This is a genomic window from Dyadobacter jiangsuensis, from assembly GCF_003014695.1.
Lineage (GTDB): Bacteria > Bacteroidota > Bacteroidia > Cytophagales > Spirosomataceae > Dyadobacter > Dyadobacter jiangsuensis.
Genome location: NZ_PYAS01000013.1, coordinates 44,142 through 67,531, shown reverse-complemented (window position 1 = coordinate 67,531; position 23,390 = coordinate 44,142). Strand labels below are relative to the sequence as shown.

The 23,390-nt window shown below is 51.0% G+C and carries 14 protein-coding genes; 12 read left to right on the top strand and 2 right to left on the bottom strand.

Annotated elements, in window-relative coordinates; genetic code table 11:
• Nucleotides 1-322: 322 nt before the first annotated feature.
• Both CLV60_RS24235 and CLV60_RS24230 read left to right on the top strand, forming a co-directional pair.
• Nucleotides 323-3,358 (top strand): SusC/RagA family TonB-linked outer membrane protein, encoded by a 3,036-nt coding sequence (locus tag CLV60_RS24235; RefSeq protein ID WP_106597974.1) that lies wholly within the window; start codon nt 323-325, stop codon nt 3,356-3,358.
• A 10-nt stretch (nt 3,359-3,368) separates the two neighbouring features.
• Nucleotides 3,369-5,063, top strand: a complete 1,695-nt coding sequence (locus tag CLV60_RS24230) for a RagB/SusD family nutrient uptake outer membrane protein (RefSeq protein ID WP_106597973.1) — start codon at nt 3,369-3,371, stop codon at nt 5,061-5,063.
• Between the two features lie 70 nt (nt 5,064-5,133).
• Here the strand turns inward: CLV60_RS24230 and CLV60_RS24225 are convergent, their stop codons facing one another.
• Nucleotides 5,134-7,713 carry a DUF3857 domain-containing protein gene (locus CLV60_RS24225; protein ID WP_170118853.1) on the bottom strand — a complete coding sequence of 860 codons (2,580 nt, stop codon included), beginning with the start codon at nt 7,711-7,713 and terminating at the stop codon, nt 5,134-5,136.
• A 175-nt stretch (nt 7,714-7,888) separates the two neighbouring features.
• Nucleotides 7,889-8,920 carry a LacI family DNA-binding transcriptional regulator gene (locus CLV60_RS24220; RefSeq protein WP_106597971.1) on the bottom strand — a complete coding sequence of 344 codons (1,032 nt, stop codon included), beginning with the start codon at nt 8,918-8,920 and terminating at the stop codon, nt 7,889-7,891.
• Nucleotides 8,921-9,046: 126 nt separating this feature from the next.
• Here CLV60_RS24220 and iolB point away from each other — a divergent pair, with 126 nt between their 5' ends.
• The 10 genes from iolB (at nt 9,047) to CLV60_RS24170 (ending at nt 23,366) form a co-directional block, all read left to right on the top strand.
• On the top strand, nt 9,047-9,910 hold the full coding sequence (gene iolB, locus CLV60_RS24215; RefSeq protein WP_106597970.1) for a 5-deoxy-glucuronate isomerase: 864 nt from the start codon (nt 9,047-9,049) through the stop codon (nt 9,908-9,910).
• Nucleotides 9,911-9,931: 21 nt separating this feature from the next.
• Entirely contained in the window at nt 9,932-10,939 is a 1,008-nt protein-coding gene (gene iolC, locus CLV60_RS24210; protein WP_106597969.1) for a 5-dehydro-2-deoxygluconokinase, read from the top strand.
• 14 nt (nt 10,940-10,953) lie between these two features.
• Entirely contained in the window at nt 10,954-12,420 is a 1,467-nt protein-coding gene (locus CLV60_RS24205; RefSeq protein ID WP_106597968.1) for a CoA-acylating methylmalonate-semialdehyde dehydrogenase, read from the top strand.
• A 182-nt stretch (nt 12,421-12,602) separates the two neighbouring features.
• A complete protein-coding gene (gene iolG, locus CLV60_RS24200; protein WP_106597967.1) occupies nt 12,603-13,640 on the top strand; it encodes an inositol 2-dehydrogenase in 1,038 nt (345 codons plus the stop codon).
• Between the two features lie 342 nt (nt 13,641-13,982).
• Nucleotides 13,983-15,593, top strand: a complete 1,611-nt coding sequence (locus CLV60_RS24195; RefSeq protein WP_106597966.1) for a sodium:solute symporter family transporter — start codon at nt 13,983-13,985, stop codon at nt 15,591-15,593.
• A gap of 8 nt (nt 15,594-15,601) precedes the next feature.
• Nucleotides 15,602-16,552 (top strand): class II fructose-bisphosphate aldolase, encoded by a 951-nt coding sequence (locus CLV60_RS24190; protein ID WP_106597965.1) that lies wholly within the window; start codon nt 15,602-15,604, stop codon nt 16,550-16,552.
• A 30-nt stretch (nt 16,553-16,582) separates the two neighbouring features.
• Nucleotides 16,583-18,448 carry a 3D-(3,5/4)-trihydroxycyclohexane-1,2-dione acylhydrolase (decyclizing) gene (gene iolD, locus CLV60_RS24185; protein ID WP_106597964.1) on the top strand — a complete coding sequence of 622 codons (1,866 nt, stop codon included), beginning with the start codon at nt 16,583-16,585 and terminating at the stop codon, nt 18,446-18,448.
• Between the two features lie 107 nt (nt 18,449-18,555).
• Nucleotides 18,556-19,458 (top strand): myo-inosose-2 dehydratase, encoded by a 903-nt coding sequence (gene iolE, locus CLV60_RS24180; RefSeq protein ID WP_106597963.1) that lies wholly within the window; start codon nt 18,556-18,558, stop codon nt 19,456-19,458.
• 302 nt (nt 19,459-19,760) lie between these two features.
• Entirely contained in the window at nt 19,761-21,209 is a 1,449-nt protein-coding gene (locus tag CLV60_RS24175; RefSeq protein ID WP_229211110.1) for a S41 family peptidase, read from the top strand.
• Nucleotides 21,210-21,374: 165 nt separating this feature from the next.
• Nucleotides 21,375-23,366 (top strand): T9SS type B sorting domain-containing protein, encoded by a 1,992-nt coding sequence (locus CLV60_RS24170; protein ID WP_106597962.1) that lies wholly within the window; start codon nt 21,375-21,377, stop codon nt 23,364-23,366.
• Nucleotides 23,367-23,390 lie beyond the last annotated feature (24 nt).

The following is a 23,390-nucleotide window of genomic DNA, read 5'->3' as shown; positions in this document are numbered from 1 at the left end:
CATCCCGATTAGACTTTGGGGTGATTTAAAATCACTATTCCTACACCGCAAAAAGCAATATTAATTTCATCCAATTTAATCTTCATATTTTTTCAAACGTTTGCACAGAATTTCAAACGTTTGCATTGACTATAAAGTAATTACTATTAATTATCTTAATAATACAATACGTAATCTTGTGGTTCTTAACTCCCAAATTTTCCTCTATGACTAAAAATCTCTTCTGCCTCAACTTTCTATTCACTGTAAAATCCAATAATCCACGACTATGAGAAAGACTTCGACTCTATCAGTCAGGACCGGAATAATCAGAAACTGCCTTATGCAAGTAACGGCCGTGTGCGGCCTCCATGCCATTGCCGCAGCTGAAATACCCGTTCCCGAAGGCCAGCCCAGAAAACATGTTGAAACCAACATGAATACATTGCAGGAGGTTACCCTCACCGGAAAAGTGACGACCGAAGGTTCTTCCGAAGGTCTGCCCGGCGTTACCGTAGTGATCTCCGATGCCAACGGCAATAACAAGCAAGGTGCAACAACCAACGAATCAGGCTCTTTCAGTTTTGCAAAGCTGCAAACAGGCCAGCTGTACAACCTGGAATTCAGCTACATCGGCTTTGAAAAGCAATCCATTAAAGACTTCCTGCTTACCGAAAGCAATGCCAATTCCATTGAAATAAAGCTCAAAGAATCGGCTTCCAACCTTAGCGAGGTGGTAGTAGTTGGTTATGGTGTCGCTACGAAAAAGGACATTACCGGTTCGGTGAAATCACTCAAAAGTGCCGAGTTTAACCAGGGTATCATCAACTCGCCTGAACAATTGCTGCAAGGAAGGGTGTCGGGCGTGAACATCACGTCGGCTACCGGTGAACCGGGCGGCAAGACCAACATTACCGTTCGCGGTCCGGGTGGTGTGCGTACGGGTAGTACGCCATTGTTCGTCGTGGACGGTATGGCACTCGACAACAGCGGCACAGGGGGTGATGCAAACCCGCTCAACTTCCTGAACCCGCAGGATATCGAATCGATCGACGTGTTGAAAGATGCTTCGGCCACAGCCATTTACGGAGCACGCGGCGCAAACGGGGTTATCCTCATTACCACCAAAAAAGGCAAGACAGGCCAGGCGAACGTTACGTACTCGGGAAGCCTCGGCATCTCGAATGTGGCCCGTCCGCTCGACGTACTTTCGGGACCTGAGTTCCTCGCGGAAGCCGCGAAATTGGGTGCTACCGTAACCGATGGCAAAGCGAACACCGACTGGCAAAAAGAAATTTTCCGGACGGCTACTACGCACAACCACAACATATCCGTTGGCGGTGGCAGCGAAAAAATGACGTACTACGCTTCATTCGGAGCCCAGAAGCAACAAGGTATCCTGAAAAACAGCCAGCAGAACCGCTACACAGGCCGTGTGAATCTCTCCCAAAAACTGTTTGAGGACCGTGTGACGCTCGATTTCAACCTGAATGCGACGAATACCAAAAACACGCGCCCCAACAACCAGGGTGTAATAGGTAGCGCCCTGACGATCAACCCTACGTATGCGCCCTATGACGCAAACGGACAGATTGTTCAATACCAGGATTTTACCAACCCTTTGTTTACCCTGCAACAGTACAAGGAAGAGCTGACTACCAACCGCGTACTTGCAAGTATTTCGCCTTCGGTGAAGATTATCGACGGGCTGGTTTACAAGCTGAATTTCGGCATTGACAATTCTACGGCTACCCAGGATAAGCAATTGCTGCCGAGCACGATCCCGGCGGAAATCGGACGTCTGGAAACCTACGGCCTGCGCAATACCAACAGGCTGATCGAAAACTACCTGACTTACACGTTGAATACGAAAGTGCACAGCCTGACGGCGTTGCTCGGTCATTCCTACCAGCGCATTTTCATTCAGAGCAGGAATTTCAGCATCAACAAGTTCCCGATCTCGGACATCGAGCCGATCTACAACCCGGGCCTGGGACAGGATCTTTCATTGACACTGAACCAGCCAGGCGGTTTTGCCACTATCAATGAGCTGCAATCCTTCTTCGGACGCGCGAGCTACGGTTTCAAAGACAGGTATTTGCTCACCGCGACATTGCGTATCGACGGATCCTCGAAGTTTGGTTCTAACAACAAATACGGATCTTTCCCTTCATTCTCGGCAGGTTGGAGAATCTCTGAGGAACCTTTCATGAAGTCCTCGCCATTCTCGGAACTGAAACTCCGCGCGGGTTGGGGATCGACGGGTAACCAGGAAATCCCCTCCAAAATTACCCAGGCGAGGTTCACATCGGTGGTTTCAGGAACAGCCAGCTATCCATTGGACCCAGGTACCAACTACCCTGGCGGAACAACTTACACACGTCTGGCTAACCCCGACATTCAGTGGGAGGTTTCCAAACAGACTGACTTAGGTCTTGATTTCGGCTTGTTCAAGGGCGCATTAACCGGAGAAATCGATTACTTCAGAAAAGTATCTGAAAAAATCCTCCTCGAAGTAATCCCGGCCGATCCTGTTCAGCCTGCCGGTACCTTCTGGACCAATGTGCCTAACATGCAGATTATCAACCAGGGATTGGAGCTTGACCTGAATTACCGCAATGCGCTCGAAAACGGCCTGAAATATTCATTCGGTGGAAACATTACTTTCATCAAAAACCGCGTGGAGCACTCGCCTTACACCGTAATTCCGTCAGGTTCCGCGCAGGGATCAGGTCTGACTTCGGCGACCATCAACGGCTACATCAACGGCGAAGCCATCGGTTCATTCTATCTGAAAGAGTTTATCGGTTTTGATGAAAAAGGCATCAGCAAGTTCCGCGACGTGGACGGCAACGGCATTGTTAACGACGCCGACCGGATCGTGGCCGGTACCGCATTGCCTACGCGCATGTACAACTTCAATGGAAATATCAGTTTCAAAGGCTTTGATCTGACCGCTAACTTCAATGGTGTTGCGGGCAACAAAGTGTATGACAACACCGCCAACTCCAACTTCTACAAACTGAAACTGTCGAAAGGCGTGAATGTAACGCCGGAAGCGCTTGCATCGCCGGAGGAATCGATCAATAACTCGGCAGGAGTTTCCACGAGGTATCTCAAAAACGGCGCTTACCTGAGACTGAACAACCTTGTGTTGGGTTATAATCTCAATACTGCCAAGCTTGGCATCAACAGATGGGTACAGACAGCCCGCATTTCGGTAACAGGCCAGAACCTGGCATTGTGGACCAAATACAATGGCTACGACCCGGAAGTTAACAACGACCGTTCGATCGCCGGTATTACCTCTTACGGTATCGACTACCTGAGCTATCCGAAAGCGAAAACCGTCATTTTCTCGATCAATCTCGGCTTTTAATTATTGACCCATGAAGAAGAAACTATCAACCATATTTGCGGTAACCGGCCTGCTGATGCTCAGCAACGCCTGTACCGATCTGAAAGAACAAGTGCTCGATGAAACGCTCACGGCAAAACTTTCGGAAGAAGAAACAGTCAACGGACTGCTGGCGCCTACTTATGCATTGCTGCCCAACCTTTTCCAGCACACCACCTATTTTGCATTGCAGGAAATCTCCACCGACGAGGCGATCTTACCCTACCGCGGCGGTACCGACTGGGGCGATAACGGTATCTACATCGCATTGCACGGGCACAACACCACCAGCACCGACCCTAACGTAAACAACACCTGGAACCAGCTGGTACAGTCTATCTCCCGGTGTATTACAGCTATCGAAGGTCTCAAAACCGCTACTTCACCCAACGCGGCACTGTACACCGCCGAGGCCCGTGGTATGCGCGCCTATTACAACATGGTCATGCTCGATTTGTTCGGTATTGCGTTTGTGAAGGATGATCCGGGAACCACTTCCAAGATTATCCGTGGTGACGAGGCCGTCAAATACATCGAAAGCGAATTGCTGGCTATTGAGCCGACGGTACAACCAAAATCTGTGGTGGGCCCCGGCCGACTGAACCAAGCCGCCGTTTGGAGCTTGCTCGCGCGCCTGAACCTGAATGCAGCCGTGTACCGCAACATCTACGGCGCCACGTTTGATTTCAAAGCCGAGGATATGGATAAGGTGATCCAGTACACCGACAAGGTGATCAACTCGGGCCAGGCAAAACTTTCGGCTGATTATTTCGCAATTTTCGGGAATAACAACCATACCAACGACGAGATCATTTTCGCCGTCGACCAACGCGCCGAGCTGAACGGACACAACCGTATGGCCTACTTCTCGATTTCCGGCGACCAGTTCCCGCTGGCTGAGTTCCCCGCCGCGAACGGTACCGACGGCCCTGGTATCACTTCCGACTTCTATCAGACGTGGGTGCAAGCCTATGGTGCGGTGGATCCCTCTCGTGACCCGCGTTTTTACCAGCAAAACATGTCTATTTACACCAATGCCGCCGATACCTGTGTTGCTGACGCCGATTACAAAATCAACCGGGGTATCCTGAGAGGCCAGCAATATGGTGCATTACGTGTGAATGGTGCGTTCCTCCGCTGCCCAGACGGCAAGCTCAAAGTAGGAAAACTGAGTTATGTAACGCGTAACCGCGCCGATTTGCCTGTAAGTTTCAGCGAGATGATCGACTTCACCACTGCCGGAAGTAACTACAACACAGGCTACCGCGTAGAGAAATACGAGTTCAGCAGCAAGTCGAACACCGGTCGTAACCGTGGCGAGGCCGATATCGTGATCGCACGTCTGGCGGACATTTATATGATGCGCGCCGAAGCGAAACTCCGCAAAAGCAATGACGCCGCCGGAGCCCTTGCTGACGTGAACCTTGTACGTGCTTCACGCACGAAAACGCTCGCGCCGCCCGCATTGACCAGCATGACCCTCGACCTCCTGTTCCGCGAACGCGGTTTCGAGTTTTACTGGGAAATGCTCCGTCGCCCGGACATGATCCGTTTCGGCAAATACGAAGGCCAATGGACCGAAAAAACCAACACCGACGTGAAGAAACGCATCTTCCCGATCCCGCAAACGGCTATCGACGGCGCATCGAATTTGCCGGGGTATTTGAAGCAGAATGATGGGTATTGATATTTGAGTAAAGAAAGAAAAGCCGGTCGGGGGATGCTCCGACCGGCTTTTTGTTTGGCACACCCCAATATTATTCCAAAGGCTCCGCTACTTCCGCGCCTTCGCTCAATTCCCTTTCGACGGGCTGATCTCCGTAGGTATTGACAAATGTCCGCTGCACGCGCGAAGACTTGATGAGGTACGGAATCCATATCGCGGAGAAAAACATTACCCTGCCGATTGAGACGATTGTATTGTTGAGCTCGCCGGCTACCCTATCGCCAACCAACGCATAGGTAAGGCAGGCGTCAAGAATAACGCCCAGCAAATTGATCCCCAGATAGTAGATATAGAGTATCGGAAATGAATCCCGCTTTTTAAAGAATAGAACAGCAACCAGTACCGCATAGCCGATCATCGCACCATTAAAGCAAAGTTCGAAGACCAGTAATCCACGGTAAGCCGTCGAAATGAGCACGCCTTTGGCTTCCATCACATTCCAGTGAGTCAGGGAAACATAAACCGGCAGTTGCTGGCCCACGAACTGAAACAACAGCGTCATCGGCGCAAATCCAACGGAAATTGCCAGCAAAATCAACCAGCCTCCCAAAATTGTCTCCGACTCATGGTAGTGCCGGTAACCTGGCGAATATTGATATAACCTCTTGAAAAACGTAACTGCAAATATGCCGACGGCAATCAATAGCCCCACCATCCAGCCGTTAATGTCGGATAAGTCGAACCCGCCGGCCTTTGGCTCCGTCAACTGATATTCAAGGTTTTCGACCAGCTTGTCCATGTCCGCCTTAAATTGTTTGGCTTCCGACACCGGCACATGGTCTTTCAGTGTCTTGAAGTGATATTTGAGCTGCCAGGTATATTCTTGGGGAAGGTATTTCGATTCAAAGCTGATGATGTAGGAACCGCGTTTGATTTCCCATTGATCCGCCAAAATAGTCCTCGCGTCCGGCATATGTACGTTAATCGTATAATTCTGCTCGGACGGAAATTTAAGCGATACAGGATCCTTCCTGGGGCGGCCCGGCAGAATGTTCAACGTCGTGTACAGGGTCTTTCCAAACACGTCGAAATAGAACTTGTTAGTGGCGCTATCAAGCTTCCATGGATTTTTAAGAGAATACCGCTCGACCAGGGAAAAGCTGTTGCCCTCTCGTTGGTCATAGTATTCAAGGGTATCGGTAGCCTCCACTACGGCGTGCTTGAAAAGGTCTTTGTAAAAATTGAGATAATGCTCTTCCATTTCCGACACGTCTCCTTCCTGAAACTGCGCCCTAAAATCGTCGGCATCGCCTTTGTAATAGGCCGTTTTCACCTGTATACTGCCTTCCGCAGTCGAATCGCCGCTAGCTGGCAAATAAATGTCTTCTACAATGTCGACATTACCTGGATTATGGTCGGGAATAGTGACCAGATGAGCCTGGCCGCTTTGGAGCAGCAGGCCTTTTCCGTATGGCGGGCAATACATTTGCGGAACCGCACCGCCCTGCAAGGCCATCGTGGCATCGATGAATGCAAAACTGAATTCGTTGTCCTTACCGCTCTTTTCCTGCACGCGTACCCGAGCGATCACGTGATTGAAAGCCGGAGGAGAAGGCAGATTTTCGTCTACGTGCGAGCGTTTGTAGGAATCGACCAGTACCGGATCACATTCGATGCCGTTCGATCGCAAAATAGCACACAGGAGGAATACTTTATCCTTACAATCGCCATATCGCTGGGCAAATACATCTTCCGGTTTGTGGGGCCGATGCGAATTTTCACCGGTTTCAATACCCAGATAGCGGATCTCATCCTGAACGAAACGGACAGCTTTTCCGATGAACTCCAATGTGCTCTCACTTTGTGCTTTCCATTCGTCCACCTTCGCTTTCAATGCGCCCGCAGGCGCAGGTACCTGGTAGAAATTCAGCCCCCAGTCGACAACCTCCTTCCAGGTTCCGAATTCCGTTACCTGCACTAACGGCTCTTTGCCATACCATCCCGGGACATTGTCGTCGTAGGAGTTGTTTTTCACATTGAGTGCATTCCATTCGTACAGCACATTCCCACCGGCATTCCGGTTGTTTCTTACGGGAGGTTTGTTAAAATCCTTGAAATGTAACACCCTGCCAGCCGGTGAAAGAATGGAATTGTGAATATGGGCGATGTAATCATAGGCATTGAAATAGAGGAAATCCGAGTACTTGTTCATGAAAACCGGGTTCCAGCCGGTCGTAGAATAGGCTACGTCGATCCGGTCGCCCTTTCGGATGTCTTTCAACACCAGCGAGGCAGAATGATAGCCGTTGTAAATGAACCGCTGCCGCTCGGATTCCACCGGCATAACCTTGAAATCGCCCTGCTTCAAATGCGAAATGCGTTGCCCTGCCCGCCAGACAGTCACCTCATGAAAGTCCACCCGCTCGTAAGCCGGATCGAATGTAACCGAAATCTCCGACCCGTTCTGAATGCCGCTTTCGGATACAATTTGCCGCACGAAACGCTGGTAAGTGCTCTTTACCCCGAGGTTTACCTGCTTGTCAACAAAAGAAAGATAATACCCTCCCGAAATGTCTTTCGCGGACGGTGCCTTCCCGCCCGGCGTAACGGGCACCACCCACGAAGGAACAGGTTTGATACCAATGGGAGGAGCTGCCCGGAGTTCGCCCACGCACATAGCAAGTACACACAATACGGACAGGAAGAGTCGGATTGAAGGGAATGTAAAAGTCAAGTTAATAAATCAGATAGAAGAGTTACAGATAGGCTAAGCTATTGATATTTCTTCAAAGTATCTGGTAGCTACAAACTATTTATTTTACAAAAAGCGATTCGCCGAGGATGCTTCAAATCCGCAGCGAAGACTCCCGGATCACCAGTTCCGACGGCAGTACAATGCTCTCCGGCGCGAAATCCCCCGACCCGTTCAACTGATTGAGAAACAGACGCGAAGCCTCCATTCCAATTTTCCGGCCCGGGCGATGAACCGTGGTAAGCGACGGGAAAGTGTAGGCCGAAATGGGAGAATTGTCGAATCCGACGAGTCCGATATCCTGCGGAATGCGAAGCCCTTTGTCTTTGGCCACACGCATGGCTCCTATCGCCACCTGATCGTTCACACCGAAGATCGCATCGGGCGGGGATGCGAGTTCGAGCAGTCGCTTCGTGGGTAGAATAGCGCTTTCCACGTTGAAATTTGTGTTGATGATCAGGTCCTCGCGAATAGGCATGTTATATTTTTTGAGGCAATTGATATACCCCTTGAAACGCTGCTCCGACACGGTCAGACCGTTAGGGCCTTTCAAATGTGCAATTTGCTTGTAACCTATTGAAATCAAATGCTCTACCGCAGCAAATGCACCGTGATAATCGTCCACGGTGGCCCGGCTTGTTTCGAAATCTTCATACTCGCGGTCGATGAAAATGAGCGGGGTTTTGCGTTGGATTACGCTTTCGAGATGTTCGTAGTAACCTGCGTCATAAGTCTCTTGCGACACCGACAGGAATATCCCTTCCGTACGGTTGGAGAGCAGCTTGGACAATGATTCCTTTTCAAGCAGGTAACTCTCGTTGGTCACACAGATATTGAGCGTGTAGCCCATCGGCTGCAACACGGTATGCAAGCCTTCGATCACTGCCGTTTCGTAGTAATTGCTGATCGTCGGCACTACCACGCCCAGCGACGCGGTCTTTTTATTGAGCAGGCTCAGCGATACTTCATTACGCTGATAACCTACCTCTTTGGCATATTCCTGGATGTTTTTACGGGTGTCTTCGTTGATGGCCGGATGGTCGTTGAGTGCGCGGGAAACGGTGGACGGAGAGCACCGGAAACGGCGTGCAATGTCTTTGATCGTAACAGGACGTGAGGAATTCATGAGTTGGAATATAGCAATTAAATCTTTGAAATTTTTTCAAACGTTTGCATTCGATATTAACATATTTACATTTTGTGTTTAATTTATACAACACTATCATTGTGCAAATGTAATGGATTTACCACAATGAGTAACCTGCTGATCAAGCCCCAAACACACGACAAGACCTATCATTCCCTCACCGCCGAACAGGCCGGATGGACGTACCTGAACTTCGAAGCTAAAATACTGGAAGCAGGCGAACAAATCGTGGGAGATACGGGTGAATATGAATATTGCTTTGCGCTGCTGGGCGGAAATTTCAAAGTAGAAGCCGCCGGGCAGGTCTGGGAAACGGGCAATGGCCGCAAGGACGTATTCAGCGGGATCGGACATGCGATGTACCTCTCGCGCCGCACGCCGTTTGTCCTTACGGCCCAGTCTCCGGGTACGGACATTGCGATCTGCAAAGTGCTGTCAGACGAAGATCATCCGCCGCGCATGAAACGCCCCGAGGAAGCGGCGATTGAATACCGCGGCGGTGATAATGCCAACCGCCAGATCAACAGCCTGCTCGAACCGGGCTTCGGCTGCCACAAGATCGTTTGCGTGGAAGTGTACACGCCTTCGGGCAATTGGAGCTCGTTCCCCGCACACAAGCACGACGAGCGCAAAGTAGCAGAGGACGGAACTTTGCTGGAAGCGAATCTCGAAGAAATCTATTTCTATAAAATCGATAAACCGCAGGGCTACGCGATCCAGCAGGTTTATACGGAAGACCGCTCGCTCGACGAGATTATCCGCGTGAAAAACAACGAAGCGGTGCTCGTTCCCAAAGGTTACCATCCGGTAGTGGCTGGCCACGGCTACAATGTGTATTACCTGAATTTCCTCGCCGGAAGCGACCAGTCGCTTGCCAACACGTCCGACCCCGACCACGACTGGATTTACGGAACCTGGAAGGGTGCCGATCCACGATTACCGATCGTCACTGCCGAAATGAACGGATAGACGTTTCAAATAACCACCAACATGCGCAAATACGATCTTCTTACCCTTGGCCGCTCGTCCATTGACCTCTACTCGGCCAACGTGGGCAGCCCTTTTGAAAAAATCGAGGCATTCAATGCATTTGTGGGCGGCTGTCCGCTCAATATTGCTACCGGAAGCCGCCGGCTGGGCCTGGAAACGGCTATTCTGACTGGTATCGGCAACGACCAGGTCGGGAATTTCATCAAGCATTTTCTTGACAACGAGGGTATTGTTACAGAATGGGTACCAACCATCGAGGGCACGCGAAGCTCGGCAGTCGTGCTCGGCATCGAGCCGCCCGACCGTTTCCCGCTGGTATATTACCGCGAAAACTGCGCGGATATCAACCTGAATATCGATCACGTATCCGCCATACCGTTCCAGGATTTCAAGGCTGCCGCATTCTCGGGGACCGCATTCAGCAAAGATCCCAGCCGTACGGCGATGTTCTACGCGCTGGAACTGGCGAAGAAAAACGGGGTTACCCGCCTCCTCGACATCGATTTCCGCGCCGACCAGTGGTTCGACCCGCGTGCATTCGGCGTGACCATCCGTGCGGCATTGAGCAGCTTCAATATAGTGGTGGGAACCGAGGAGGAGATTCTCGCCACCTTTTTGACCGACAAAGAGCAGCTCCTCATTAAACACCAGCAAATATCAGCACCCGAAATCCGGGGAAATATTGAGAGTGCAATCAACGAAATCCTGAATTCGGGTGTGGAAACACTGGTGGTAAAGCGCGGCAAAGACGGTGCGTCGATCTTCCAACCAGGTAAGGAAGAAGTGAAAGTACCCGGTTTCCCGGTGGAGGTACTGAATGTGCTCGGGGCGGGCGACGCTTTCTGCGCCGGCTTTTCGTTCGGGCTGCTGCGAGGCTGGGATTTATACAAAAGTGTGAGAATGGGCAATGCATGCGGGGCAATCATCGTCACGCGCGAAGGCTGCGCGAATTTCATGCCGGCCTATGACGAGGTAATGGAGTTTGTGAAAGGATACGGAGGATTATAAGTTTTAAAATACAAATGGAAAAATTACAGAATTACATCAACGGCCGCTGGGTCGACAGCCATTCAAGCCATTTTGTGGATGTGCTGAACCCTGCCACGCAGGAAGTATTGGCGCAGGTCCCATACGGAACGGCACAGGATGTTGCCGATGCCGCAGCGGCTGCCCAGGAAGGTTTTCAGGAATGGAGAAATACGCCGGTTTCGAAGCGTGTACAATATTTGTTTAAACTTAAAACAATCCTCGAAGACAACGCCGACGACATCGCGCGAACCATCACCCTCGAATCGGGTAAGACGTTCATAGAGGCAAAAGCTGAGATGGTGCGTGCGATCGAGAACGTGGAAAACGCCTGCGGTATGCCCACGCTCATCCAGGGCGAGTTTTCGGAAGATATCGCCAAAGGTATCGACGAATACATGATCCGCCAGCCGCTGGGCCCGTGTGCGTGTATTGCTCCATTCAACTTCCCGGGTATGATCACGTTCTGGTTCCTTCCTTACGCACTTGCCTGCGGAAACAGCTACATTATCAAACCCTCGGAAAAGGTACCGCTGACGATGACTAAGATCGTCGGATTAATGGAAAAACTGGACCTTCCCAAAGGCGTACTCAACCTCGTGCAAGGCGCACGTGAAACGGTGGACGCTATCCTCGAACACCCGGTGATCAAAGGGATCAGCTTCGTGGGTTCTTCCAATGTAGCCCGTTATGTGTATGCCAAGGGCTCGGCCAATGGCAAGCGTGTGCAGGCACAGGGCGGCGCCAAAAACCCCGTGATCGTACTGCCGGACGCCGATATCGATATGACTTCCCAGATCGTGATCGACAGCGTTTACGGCTGCGCCGGCCAACGATGCCTGGCTGCCTCGACGATCATTACCGTGGGCGAGCACAAGGACATCACCGAAAGCCTCGTGGAATCGGCCAGAAACCGCAAAACAGGCTTTGGTCTGGACTCAGATGTATTAATGGGCCCCGTGATCACCGCGGAAAGCAAAAACCGTGTACACAGCCTGATCGACAAAGGCTTGCACGAAGGAGGCCGCTTGCTGGTAGACGGGCGCAATACGAAAATCGATGGCTACGAAAACGGTAACTTCATCGCCCCTACCATCATTGAAGACATTCCACTGGACGGCGAGCTGGCCGCCACCGAAATTTTCGGGCCGGTACTGAGCCTTGTACATATTAATACCATCGACGAAGCGATCCGCTTTATCAACTCCGGCAAGTACGGCAACATGGCCTGCATTTTCACCAGCAGCGGTTTGAACGCGCGTCGTTTCCGCCACGAAGCCGAGGCGGGTAATATTGGTATCAACATAGGTGTAGCCGCTCCCGTGGCGCAATTCCCGTTCTCAGGCTGGAAGGATAGCTTCTACGGCGACCTCCACGGCCAGGGCAAACACGCCGTCGAGTTCTTTACACAGACCAAAGTTGTGATCGAGCGCTGGCTGAAAGAATGGAATAGGAAATTTTAGAATCAAAAAATTCAATTCTATCAATTCAATTCTAATCTATCAATTCTAATCAATTCCCGTCGACTTAAGTCGACGGCAAGGGATGACCAAGAATTTTATAAATAAATCTTTTCAATAATCTTTTCTAAATCTTTGACCGCCGACTAAAGTCGGCGGATGCAACTCGCTCGCAACTTTTGACGATGACAAAAAAACTCAAAACCGGTGTGATCGGACTCGGCCGGATTGGCCAGATCCACCTTAGCAACCTGGTGCACCATATGCCGGATGCGGAAGTAATCATCGCTTCCGACCTCTCGCCTACTGCACACGCATTCGCCCGTGACCTGGGTGTTCCCGAGGTCGTAACGGATGCCTACGACGTGATCAACCACCCCGATGTGGAAGCGGTGATTATCTGTTCGCCCACACCTTTTCACGTGCCCTACACCGTAGCCGCCGCTGAAAAAGGAAAGCATGTTTTTTGTGAAAAACCCCTGGACGTAACGCTGGAAGCGATCCAGGCCGCTGAAAAGGCGGTTTCGGATAATAACGTGAAGCTGATGCTCGGCTTTAACCGCCGTTTCGACGCCAACTTCATGAACGTAAGGCATTTGGTCGCCAACGAAAAAATCGGCGAGCCGCATATCCTCCGCATCACGAGTCGCGACCCGGCACCGCCGCCGGTGGAATACCTGAAAGTTTCGGGCGGGATTTTCCTCGATATGTCGATCCATGACTTCGATATGGCACGCTACATTGTCGGAAGCGAAGTAAAAGAAGTATTCGTGAAAGGCGATGCGCTCATTCATCCGGAGATTAAGGAGTTTGGTGATATCGATACGGCGGTGATCGTATTGACCTTCGAAAACGGTGCGATTGGCGTTATCGATAATAGCCGAAAGGCTGTCTACGGCTACGACCAGCGCCTGGAAATCTTCGGCTCGAAAGGCATGGCAAAAGCGGAGAACAATACCACCGATACGCTCATTCATTTTGACAGCAATGGCGGCCATAGCTCGCTCCCGCTGCATTTCTTCCTGGAAAGGTATGAAACAGCCTACCGCGTATGCCTTAAAACATTCATCGATTGCGTGTTGAAAGATACTCCTTCGCCTGTGGATGCACACGACGGTCTGATGGCGACGGCCATCGGTATCGCTGCTATGAAGTCGCTTACCGAAGGGAGAAGCGTGAAACTGGACGAGGTGCTACAATATGCAGCGGCGGTTCAGGAATAGTCAAACGTAGTCATTTGTAGTCAGGGGTGGTCAAGTATTGTCATTGTAGTCATGAATGGTCAGGTATTGTCATTTGTAGTCATGAATGGTCAAGTATTGTCAGGTGTAGCGGAAAATGAATAAGTTTGGCCCACATAAACAACCAGACCTGACTACACTTGACAATACATGACAACACCTGACTACACTTGACAATACATGACTACTCTTGACAACACCTGACAATACATGACTACTCTTGACAATCCCTGACAATACATGACTACTCTTGACAATCCCTGACCCACACCGGCTCCTTTCATCCATTACCGTACAATTTAACCAACTAACCCTTTCATAAGCATGTCCACTACCGGTCTGCAATCGCTGGATTACATAGTATTTTTCATCTATCTGATAGGCGTTTCCGCTTACGGTTACTGGATTTATAAAAAGAAGAGCTCGAAAGAGGTTAGTTCTACCGACTACTTCCTTGCGGAGGGCTCGCTGACGTTCTGGGCGATTGGTGCTTCCATTATCGCTTCGAATATCTCGGCGGAGCACTTTATCGGGATGTCGGGATCAGGATTTGCCATTGGCCTGGCTATTTCTTCATACGAATGGATGGCCGCAGCCTCGCTGATCGTCGTTGCGCTGTTTATCCTGCCGGTGTATCTCAAAAACAAGATCTACACCATGCCGCAGTTCCTGCGGGAAAGGTACAGTCCCACGGTGGCAACGATCATGGCTGTTTTCTGGCTCCTGCTGTATGTATTTGTAAACCTGACATCTATCCTTTACCTCGGCGCACTCGCACTTGAAGTGACTGCCGGACTTGATTTCAATTACGGTATCGTCGGCCTGGGTCTCTTTGCGATCGTGATTACAATCGGCGGAATGAAAGTGATCGGATACACGGATGTCGTACAGGTAATAGTGCTCGTCATGGGCGGTTTGGCAACAACCTACCTTGCATTGGATCTCGTATCACAGCATTTCAACAGACCGGGCCTTTTTAATGCACTCGCATTGCTCAAAGAACAGGCGGATTCGCATTTCCATATGATTCTGCCGAAGGAGAATCCTTTTTACAAGGACCTTCCCGGTTTGACGGTGATTATCGGTGCGATGTGGATCAACAACCTCGCCTATTTCGGCTGCAACCAGTACATTATCCAGCGCAGCCTTGGTGCCAGCTTGCCAACGGCCCGGAAAGGGATTCTTTTCGCGGCGTTGCTCAAATTGCTCATCCCGATCATCGTCGTAATCCCGGGCATTGCTGCATTTGTTTTATACCAAAACGGCATGTTCCAGCAGGAAATGCTCGACGGCAATGCGGTAAAACCAGACCACGCTTACCCGGTTTTGCTTAACCTCCTGCCCGCAGGTCTGAAAGGAATGGCATTTGCCGCGCTTACCGCCGCCATTGTAGCGTCGCTGGCCGGCAAGGCAAACAGCATCTCAACGATATTTACATTAGACATTTACAAACAGTACATCGCCCCGCACGCCACCGAGCGCCAGCTTGTGCGCGTGGGCCGCTACACGATCTACGTCGCGATGGGCATCGGTATCCTCATTGCGCCGCAATTAAGGGTGCTCGATCAGGCCTATCAATTCATTCAGGAATACAGCAGCTTCATTACGCCGGGTGTATTTGCCATATTCATTCTTGGGATGTTCTGGAAGCGGACTACATCGGCGGCGGCGCTCACAGCTGCATTGCTGACGATCCCGTTGTCGACCGCAGGCAAGTTTATGTACCCCGAAATCCCGTTCTTGGACCGTATGGGCTACATTTTCCTGATCCTCTGCGCCGTAATCGCCGCCATTTCCCTGGCCGATCCTAAGAGCAAAAACAACCCTAAGGCCTTGGACATTCAGGCTTCCATGTTCCAGCCCGGGAAAAGTTTTGTGATAGGCTCGGTGTTGATATGCGGTGTACTGGCAGCTTTATACACGATTTTCTGGTAACCATTCCAATGCTACTGACAACTCGCCAACTATTTGAAAAATGCTACGGCCGCTACGCGATACCGGCAGTGAATGTGTTTTTCATGGAAGAAATCCATGGCCTTTTCGCTGCGGCACAAGAGGCGAATGCGCCTTTCATTGTACAAACTACGCCATTCGCTCGTGACTATGCGAATGCAGATATGCTCCTGTCCATGATAGGTGCCGCCGCGCGCATTTACCCGAACGTGACGTACGCGGTCCACATGGATCATGGGTACGAAGCGCACATTTTCGACGCCATCGACAAAGGCGGATACACGTCCGTGATGATCGATGCTTCGCACGACAGTTTTGAAACGAATGTAGCCCGTACCAAAGCCGTGGTAGCCGCGGCGCATGCGAAGGGCATTAGTGTGGAAGCAGAACTTGGCGTGCTGGCTGGCGTGGAAGATGATTTGACGGTAGACGCTGCGCATTCGTTTTATACCAATCCGCAGCAGGTCGAAGATTTCGTAAATGCCACCGATTGCGACAGCCTTGCCATTGCCGTCGGCACCAGCCATGGTGCTTACAAGTTTTCCGGCGGCCAGGGTTTGCAATTTCACATTCTGCAAGAAATCCAGCAGCGCTTGCCGGGCTTCCCGCTTGTCCTGCACGGTGGCTCAAACGTGGTACCGGAAGTAATCGAACGCATCAATGCGGCCGGCGGCCAGTTGAAAACCGATGCCAAAGGCGTACAGGAAGAAGAAGTAAGGAAGGCTATTCCGCTCGGGATCTGCAAAATCAACATTGCTACCGACACCCGCCTGCTTTGGACGATGGTGAACCGGGAGTTTTTCCGCGACCGCCCCGACGAATTCGCTCCCACTACCCCTGGGAAGATTTTTATGGAGGAATACAAAAAGTTTATGCTGAAAAAGTTCGATCTGTTCGGTTGCACGGGCAAAGCGAGCGAATTCAGCAATGTTATCAGCTGACTCTGTTTCGAACAGTAAATATTCAAAGACATGACCAAACGACTCACGGTGGCGCAGGCTACCATCATGTTTCTAAAAAATCAGTACATCGAACGCGACGGTATTGAGGAGCCCTATTTCGGCGGCTGTTTCGGTATTTTCGGGCACGGTAATGTAGCAGGGCTTGGCCAGGCATTGCAGGAAAACCCGGATTTCCGCTATTACCAATGTCGCAACGAACAATCTATGGTCCATACCGCGGTAGCTTATGCAAAGGTGAAGAACCGGCTGGGCGCATTCGTTTGTACGACGTCGATCGGGCCGGGCGCTACCAATATGATCACCGGTGCCGCATTGGCGACCATTAACCGATTACCGGTACTGCTCCTGCCAGGCGATATTTTCGCTACACGTGAGCCGAACCCGGTTTTGCAGCAACTCGAAAGTGCCGCTTCGCAGGATATTTCGGTCAATGATTGTTTCAAACCGGTTTCCAAATACTGGGACCGCATTAACCGCCCGGAGCAGCTCATTTACTCCCTGCCCGAAGTAATGCGCGTACTTACCTCACAAGCAGAAATGGGTGCCGTGACGCTCTCGATGCCGCAGGATGTGCAAACACATGCTTATGATTTTCCTGAGTCATTATTTCAAAAACGCGTATGGCATGTCGGCCGGCCACGCCCGGATCTAATTACGTTGCAAAAGGCAGCAGAATGGATCAAATCTGCTGAAAAACCAGTGATCGTAGCAGGCGGTGGCGCCATTTATAGCGGGGCGACGGAAACGCTTCATCAATTTGCATCCAAAACCGGCATCCCTGTCGGCGAAACTTTTGCCGGAAAAGGTGCGGTGCGCTATGATGCGCCGTACAGCATTGGCGGCTTGGGCGCTACGGGCACCAAATATGCGATCGATGTGGCCAACCAGGCCGATCTCGTCATCGGTATCGGCACACGTTACAGCGATTTTACAACGGCTTCCAAATCGATCTTCAAAAATCCGGGTGTCCGTTTTATCAATATCAATATCAGCGAATTCGATGCTTTCAAACATGCTGCATTGCCCGTAATCGGGGATGCGAAGGCGGTATTGGAAGAATTGACCGGGCTTTTGGGTAACCATGAAGTGGCTGCGGAGTACCGTCAGCACATCGCTCACATCAACAAAGCCTGGGACGACGAGGTGACGCAAATCTACGCTGAAGGCAACAGTACCGTTCCGCCGATCGATCAGGCTGTTGTAATCGGCACGCTGAATAGCTTCATGGACGACCGTGATGTAATGATCAATGCATCGGGCAGTGCCCCGGGTGATTTGCACAAGCTCTGGCGCGCTACCGACCCGAAAAACTTCCACCTCGAATACGGTTTCTCCTGCATGGGTTACGAGATCGCTGCCGGGCTCGGGGCCAAAATGGCGGATCCGTCTCGGGAAGTATATGTGCTTTGCGGCGACGGCGGTTACCTGATGAACAACCACGAGATCGTCACGGCCATTCAGGAAGGCGTGCGCTTTACCATCCTGTTGTTGAACAACAACGGCTACGCTAGCATTGGAGGGCTATCGGAAAGCATCGGCAGCGAGCGCTTTGGGACTATGTACAAATACCGCGAAAATGAGACGGGGCAGCTATCGGGCGGATTTTTACCGGTGGACCTCGCCAAAAATGCGGAAAGCCTCGGCGCTAACGTCATCCGCGCTACCGACAGACAATCGCTGGAAAATGCATTGGCACAATCCAAAACCGCCGACCGCACTACTGTCATTTACATTGAAACCAGTCTTTACCGCACCGTGAAGGGTTACCACGCATGGTGGGAAGTGCCGGTGGCTGAGGTATCGACGTCGGCTTCGGTGCAAAAGGCATTTGAAACTTACCGCGAGAACAAAAAAACACAACGAATTTTTTTATAGGGAGAAAAGGAGGAAAGGGAGGAAGGAGGAAAAGGAATTTCTTTTGCCTGTTTCTTCCTCCCCTTCCTCCATCCTCCCTTTCTTCCCCTTCATCCCTTTTCAAAAAAATGAACTTCGAAAACATCAAACTGGGCGTTGCTCCGATCAATTGGACCAACGACGATATGCCGGAGCTCGGCGGCGAGAATACATTTGAGCAATGCGTGAGCGAAATGGCACTTGCCGGATTTACGGGCTGCGAAGTAGGCAACAAATTCCCCCGCGATACCAACGTGCTCAAAAAAGCATTGGAACTCCGTGGCTTGCAGATCTGCAACCAATGGAACAGCTACGAGCTGACGACCAAAACATTTGCCGAGAACCGCGAAAACTTCACCAAACTGCTCGACTTCCTGGAAGTAATGGGTGCCAAAGTGATCGGTGGTGGCGAAACCGGCAATAGCTGCCAGGGGCAGATGGATGTGCCGGTGTTTGAAGGCAAAGGCATGCTGAATACCCGTGAGGATTGGGACAACTTCACTTACGGCCTCGACGAGCTTGGCAAAATCGCCCGTGACCGCGGCATGAAACTCGCGTTTCACCACCACATGGGTACCTGCATTCAAACTGTGGAAGAAACCGACCGACTCCTCAACGAAACCAACCCCGACTACGTGTTCCTGAACTACGACTGCGGGCATTTCCATTTCGCCGGGGAAGACCCTGTGGCTGCGTTGAACAAATACATCGGCCGGACGGCGCATATACACCTCAAAGACGTACGCCCGAACGTGCTCCAACGCGTACACGACGAGCGCCTGAGCTTCCTTACAGCCGTTAAAAACGGCGTTTTCACCGTCCCCGGTGATCCCGAAGGCTGCATTGATTTCCCATCCCTTTTCGAAGTCATTAAAAAAAGCGACTACGCAGGTTGGATCGTCCTCGAAGCAGAACAGGACCCTGCCAAAGCAAATCCGCTGGAATATGCGATCATAGCGAGGAATTTTTTCAGGGGATTGACAGAGATTTAAGTAAGAGCAGGCCCGCTGGGCCTGCCCGTTTATAGCACAACAATCGGCACCCAATTAAAACGGCTCCGTAGAAGCCTCCTGTGAACTAGGAGGCTTCTACGGAGCCGTTTTGCATTTATCACAATGGTTTACTTCAAACAAGGCGCCCCTTGCGGGGCCACTGCGACTTTAACTGAATAAAATTAGCGCTGACCACCGCCACATTTCCCCTCCCCGCTACGTAACAGCAGTATATTACCGATTAACCTGCATTGCATTACGGCCTATGGAATCAGTTTACGCATTACTTTAAACTGAACACTATGTTAAATTTCAAACAATTACATCTTCTCTATGTCCTGATATTTGCGTTGGCGGTGGTGGGTTGCAAGGACAAAGATGTCGACCCCGCCGCCGCATCCGTCGATTCTATCACTGCGGCGGATTATCCTGACATTAATAGCTGGCTTTACGATGTGATGGACGATGCCTATTTCTGGTACAAAAACCTGCCGGCGGAAAGCACATTAGATAACACCATTGATCCCAACGACTATTTTGAAAAACTCGTGTACCAGCGCACAACCGTCGACCGGTTCTCGATGGTTACCGACGATATCGATGCCTTGCAGGACGAGTTCAACGGCATCAGTAAAATCTTCGGGATCAGCTATTCATTGTCTTACATTGATAATGGCAAATCGAACATTGCAGCCTTCCTGAATTACGTGGTAAAAGGCAGCCCAGCCGAAACAGCGGGCCTGAAACGGGGTGATATTCTCATGAAAGTAAACGGTTCGCAGCTGACCTCCAGCAATTATACTTCACTGCTCAGCAGCAACGAAACGGCCACTTTTACATTGGGAGAAGTCTCAGGTTCCAATATCGTGGCCAGCAGCCAGACGATTACCATGACCAAAGCACAGGTAAGCGAAGACCCCGTCCTTTTTTCGACGGTGATTTCAAAACCGACTTACGGCAAAACAATCGGCTACCTTGTTTACACCCAGTTCGTGCCGGGTACCGATAATGATGAATCCAAATACGACAATGAGCTGCGCCAGGTGTTTGCGAATTTTAAAAGTAAAGGTGTGAATGAACTGGTACTCGACTTGCGGTTCAATCCGGGAGGATATATCAGTTCGGCAGAAACACTGGCGTCGCTGATCGGGACTGGTGTTTCGAGCTCCAAAATCTTCTATAAAGAGCAGTGGAACGACAAATACACCGCTTACTGGCAGAAAACCCAGGGAGCCGACGCGCTCAACTACACCTTCCTGAACGAAGCGAACAATATCGGCAGCACATTGAACCGCGTGTTTGTGCTGACGTCCAACGGCACAGCTTCCGCCAGCGAGCTGGTTATCAACGGCTTGAAACCCTACATGAGCGTCATCAAAATCGGTGAGCATACCGCCGGTAAAAACCTGTTCGGCTCGCTGATCAGCGACGACCAGGAACGCTGGAAATGGGGCGCGTACATCATGCTCGGGCAAACGGCGAATGCCAACGGCGAGTCGGATTACGGCACCGTGAACGGCATGACGCCGGATTACGAAGTGGAAGATTCCACCGTTCCTTATCTGCCTTTCGGCGATGAAAATGAGACGCTGCTCCGCAAAGCACTCGATATTATTGGGATTCCAGCTCCGGAAGGACAACGTCTTGCCGCGACAAAGAACGTCGATAGCTTCCGTAAAATGCTCCATGACGATCTCAAAACGAAGGACAATCTCATGATCCGTCGTGGAAACGTAAGAGCAATTCCCTAGTAAACTCTCACATACATATTGATCGCTGGACCGGGCCTGCACTTGCGGGCCCGGTCCGTTTTGTGCCCGCTGCATCAAAAAAGCACCGGACTGGCATCGTTTTAGTTGTATTTACCGTAATTTTGAATCCCAATTTTTACTCACGTTCGGTCCGTAGGCAACGATATGAAGTTGAGTGCTTTATATATCCTCCTTTTTTTATGCTATTTCCTGCCTTTTGCCCAGGCGCAGACCGGCAAACACACCTATCGTTTCAAAAACGAATTCACTGTGGCGCAACCGGAATGCGGCCCGAACGTTGTACCGCAAAAAGCGGCAGGCTCGTGTAGTGCTGGCAGTTCGGAGGGCAGATTTATCGGTGAGACGCTTCCGTGCGGGGAAAGACGTGCTGTTTATCACAACAACATGAACTCGGGATTGATGTACCCCAATACCGACGGCTTCGTTTCCGAATCCTATACCATCCAGCTTTATCTGAAAGTGACCGACTGGGGCCAGGCCCGGGCCCGGATCATCGATTTTTCGAACGGTACCCGCGATGAAGGTATTTACTTTAAAACCGCTCCGGGAACTAACAGCCACTGCCTGGATTTATCTCCGAACGGCATTATCGGGGAATGCCCTTATTTCAACTCCTCCACCTACTACCTACTGACTTTCACACGTGATGGCGCCACGGGAAAGATGAATATTTATGTCGGCAATAACCTCTTTACCAGCTTTATAGACACCAATAAAAACTACGTAGGGAAAGCCGGGGTTCCGATTTATATTTTTCGGGATGATAGTGTAGTTTCCTGCGAATCGGGAGAAGCCAATATTGCCTACCTGTGTTTTCGTCGCGAGTATTTTTCGCGGGATGCGGTCAACAGGTCCGCTTTGGAAATCTGCTTTGAGGCCAATATCAACTCGTATGCGGATTTCTCCATTACTTCCAGTCCGGATTGTGACCCTTCAAAAAACGTTGAAGTAAAATACACCGGCCCCATTCCGGCTCCCGGCACGGGCTATGATTTTAAATGGGGTTGGGATGGGGCACAGGTTATTTCGGGTTCCGGAATGGGGCCTTATGTGTTGAGATGGACTACCGGCGGCCCAAAATACGTTACGCTTGCGGTTACCAGCCAGGCCTGCGGCAACACGCTTGAAAATGGCAAACAGATTATCATCGGCAGGCCGACATTAACCGCCGAGGTGGCACCCGGCAGCTGCGACACCGGAACCGACGGAACGATTACACTTTCTGCAGTCGATGGCGTTTCCCCCTACCAATATTCGATCGACTCTGTCAATTTCCAGGCAGCGAACACATTTCAGAAGCCGGCGGGGCATTACAGGGTGTTTGTCAAAGATGCCAACGGCTGCACCACCGGGCAGGACGCCAATGTGACGTTTACCAGTGATATTATCGTCAGTACTATGCCCGACACCATCCTTTGCACGGGGCAATCGGTCGCGCTCGCTACGACCAGCAATGGCCAGGCATTTTCATGGGCACCGCAAAACGGACTGGATAATGCCAGCGTGATGGAACCGGTAGCCAGCCCGGAAACCACAACGCAATACATCATTACCGCCACCAAGGGTTTTTGCACTCAAACAGACACCGTGCGCGTCACCGTATCACCCAAAATAGAGGTAAATGTGACGCCCGACGCCCTGATTGAGTACAATGTTCCATTTCAGCTCAATGCTACCTCTCCTCAGATCCGCAACTACGCCGCTGCGACGTTTCTCTGGACACCGGCATTGGGCCTGAACAATGCCAATATTCAAAGCCCGGTCGCTGTTTTACGCGAAAATCAGTCTTATACAGTGGATGTTACCTCGGAGCTTGGCTGCAAAGGTTCCGGGCAGGTAAACCTCTCCATTAAGCGTCAGGAGAGCATAATAATCCCAACCGCTTTCTCGCCCAATGGCGACGGCAAAAACGAGGTATTGATACCGGTCGTGAACGAAATCGAATCGATCCGCTACTTCCGCATTTACAATCGTTGGGGGCAGGTTGTTTTCTTTACCAACCAGCTCAACACAGGCTGGGACGGCTCTTTCAACGGCAATGCAGCCGTTTCAGGCAACTACGTGTGGGAAATCGAAGGGGTATCGACCAAGGGGAAGGTAATCAGCAAGAAGGGGGCTGTGATGTTGTTGCAGTAATGCGACCGCCGACGGCCGACCGCT

Excerpts from the sequence above, each read along its gene's own strand:
- CLV60_RS24170 (WP_106597962.1), top strand. The coding sequence starts at position 21,375 with ATGAAGTTGAGTGCTTTATATATCCTCCTTTTTTTATGCTATTTCCTG.
- iolC (WP_106597969.1), top strand. The coding sequence starts at position 9,932 with ATGCGCAAATACGATCTTCTTACCCTTGGCCGCTCGTCCATTGACCTC.
- iolE (WP_106597963.1), top strand. The coding sequence starts at position 18,556 with ATGAACTTCGAAAACATCAAACTGGGCGTTGCTCCGATCAATTGGACC.
- CLV60_RS24190 (WP_106597965.1), top strand. The coding sequence starts at position 15,602 with ATGCTACTGACAACTCGCCAACTATTTGAAAAATGCTACGGCCGCTAC.
- CLV60_RS24175 (WP_229211110.1), top strand. The coding sequence starts at position 19,761 with ATGTTAAATTTCAAACAATTACATCTTCTCTATGTCCTGATATTTGCG.
- CLV60_RS24230 (WP_106597973.1), top strand. The coding sequence starts at position 3,369 with ATGAAGAAGAAACTATCAACCATATTTGCGGTAACCGGCCTGCTGATG.
- CLV60_RS24220 (WP_106597971.1), bottom strand. The coding sequence starts at position 8,920 with ATGAATTCCTCACGTCCTGTTACGATCAAAGACATTGCACGCCGTTTC.
- CLV60_RS24205 (WP_106597968.1), top strand. The coding sequence starts at position 10,954 with ATGGAAAAATTACAGAATTACATCAACGGCCGCTGGGTCGACAGCCAT.
- iolD (WP_106597964.1), top strand. The coding sequence starts at position 16,583 with ATGACCAAACGACTCACGGTGGCGCAGGCTACCATCATGTTTCTAAAA.
- iolG (WP_106597967.1), top strand. The coding sequence starts at position 12,603 with ATGACAAAAAAACTCAAAACCGGTGTGATCGGACTCGGCCGGATTGGC.
- CLV60_RS24195 (WP_106597966.1), top strand. The coding sequence starts at position 13,983 with ATGTCCACTACCGGTCTGCAATCGCTGGATTACATAGTATTTTTCATC.
- CLV60_RS24235 (WP_106597974.1), top strand. The coding sequence starts at position 323 with ATGCAAGTAACGGCCGTGTGCGGCCTCCATGCCATTGCCGCAGCTGAA.
- iolB (WP_106597970.1), top strand. The coding sequence starts at position 9,047 with ATGAGTAACCTGCTGATCAAGCCCCAAACACACGACAAGACCTATCAT.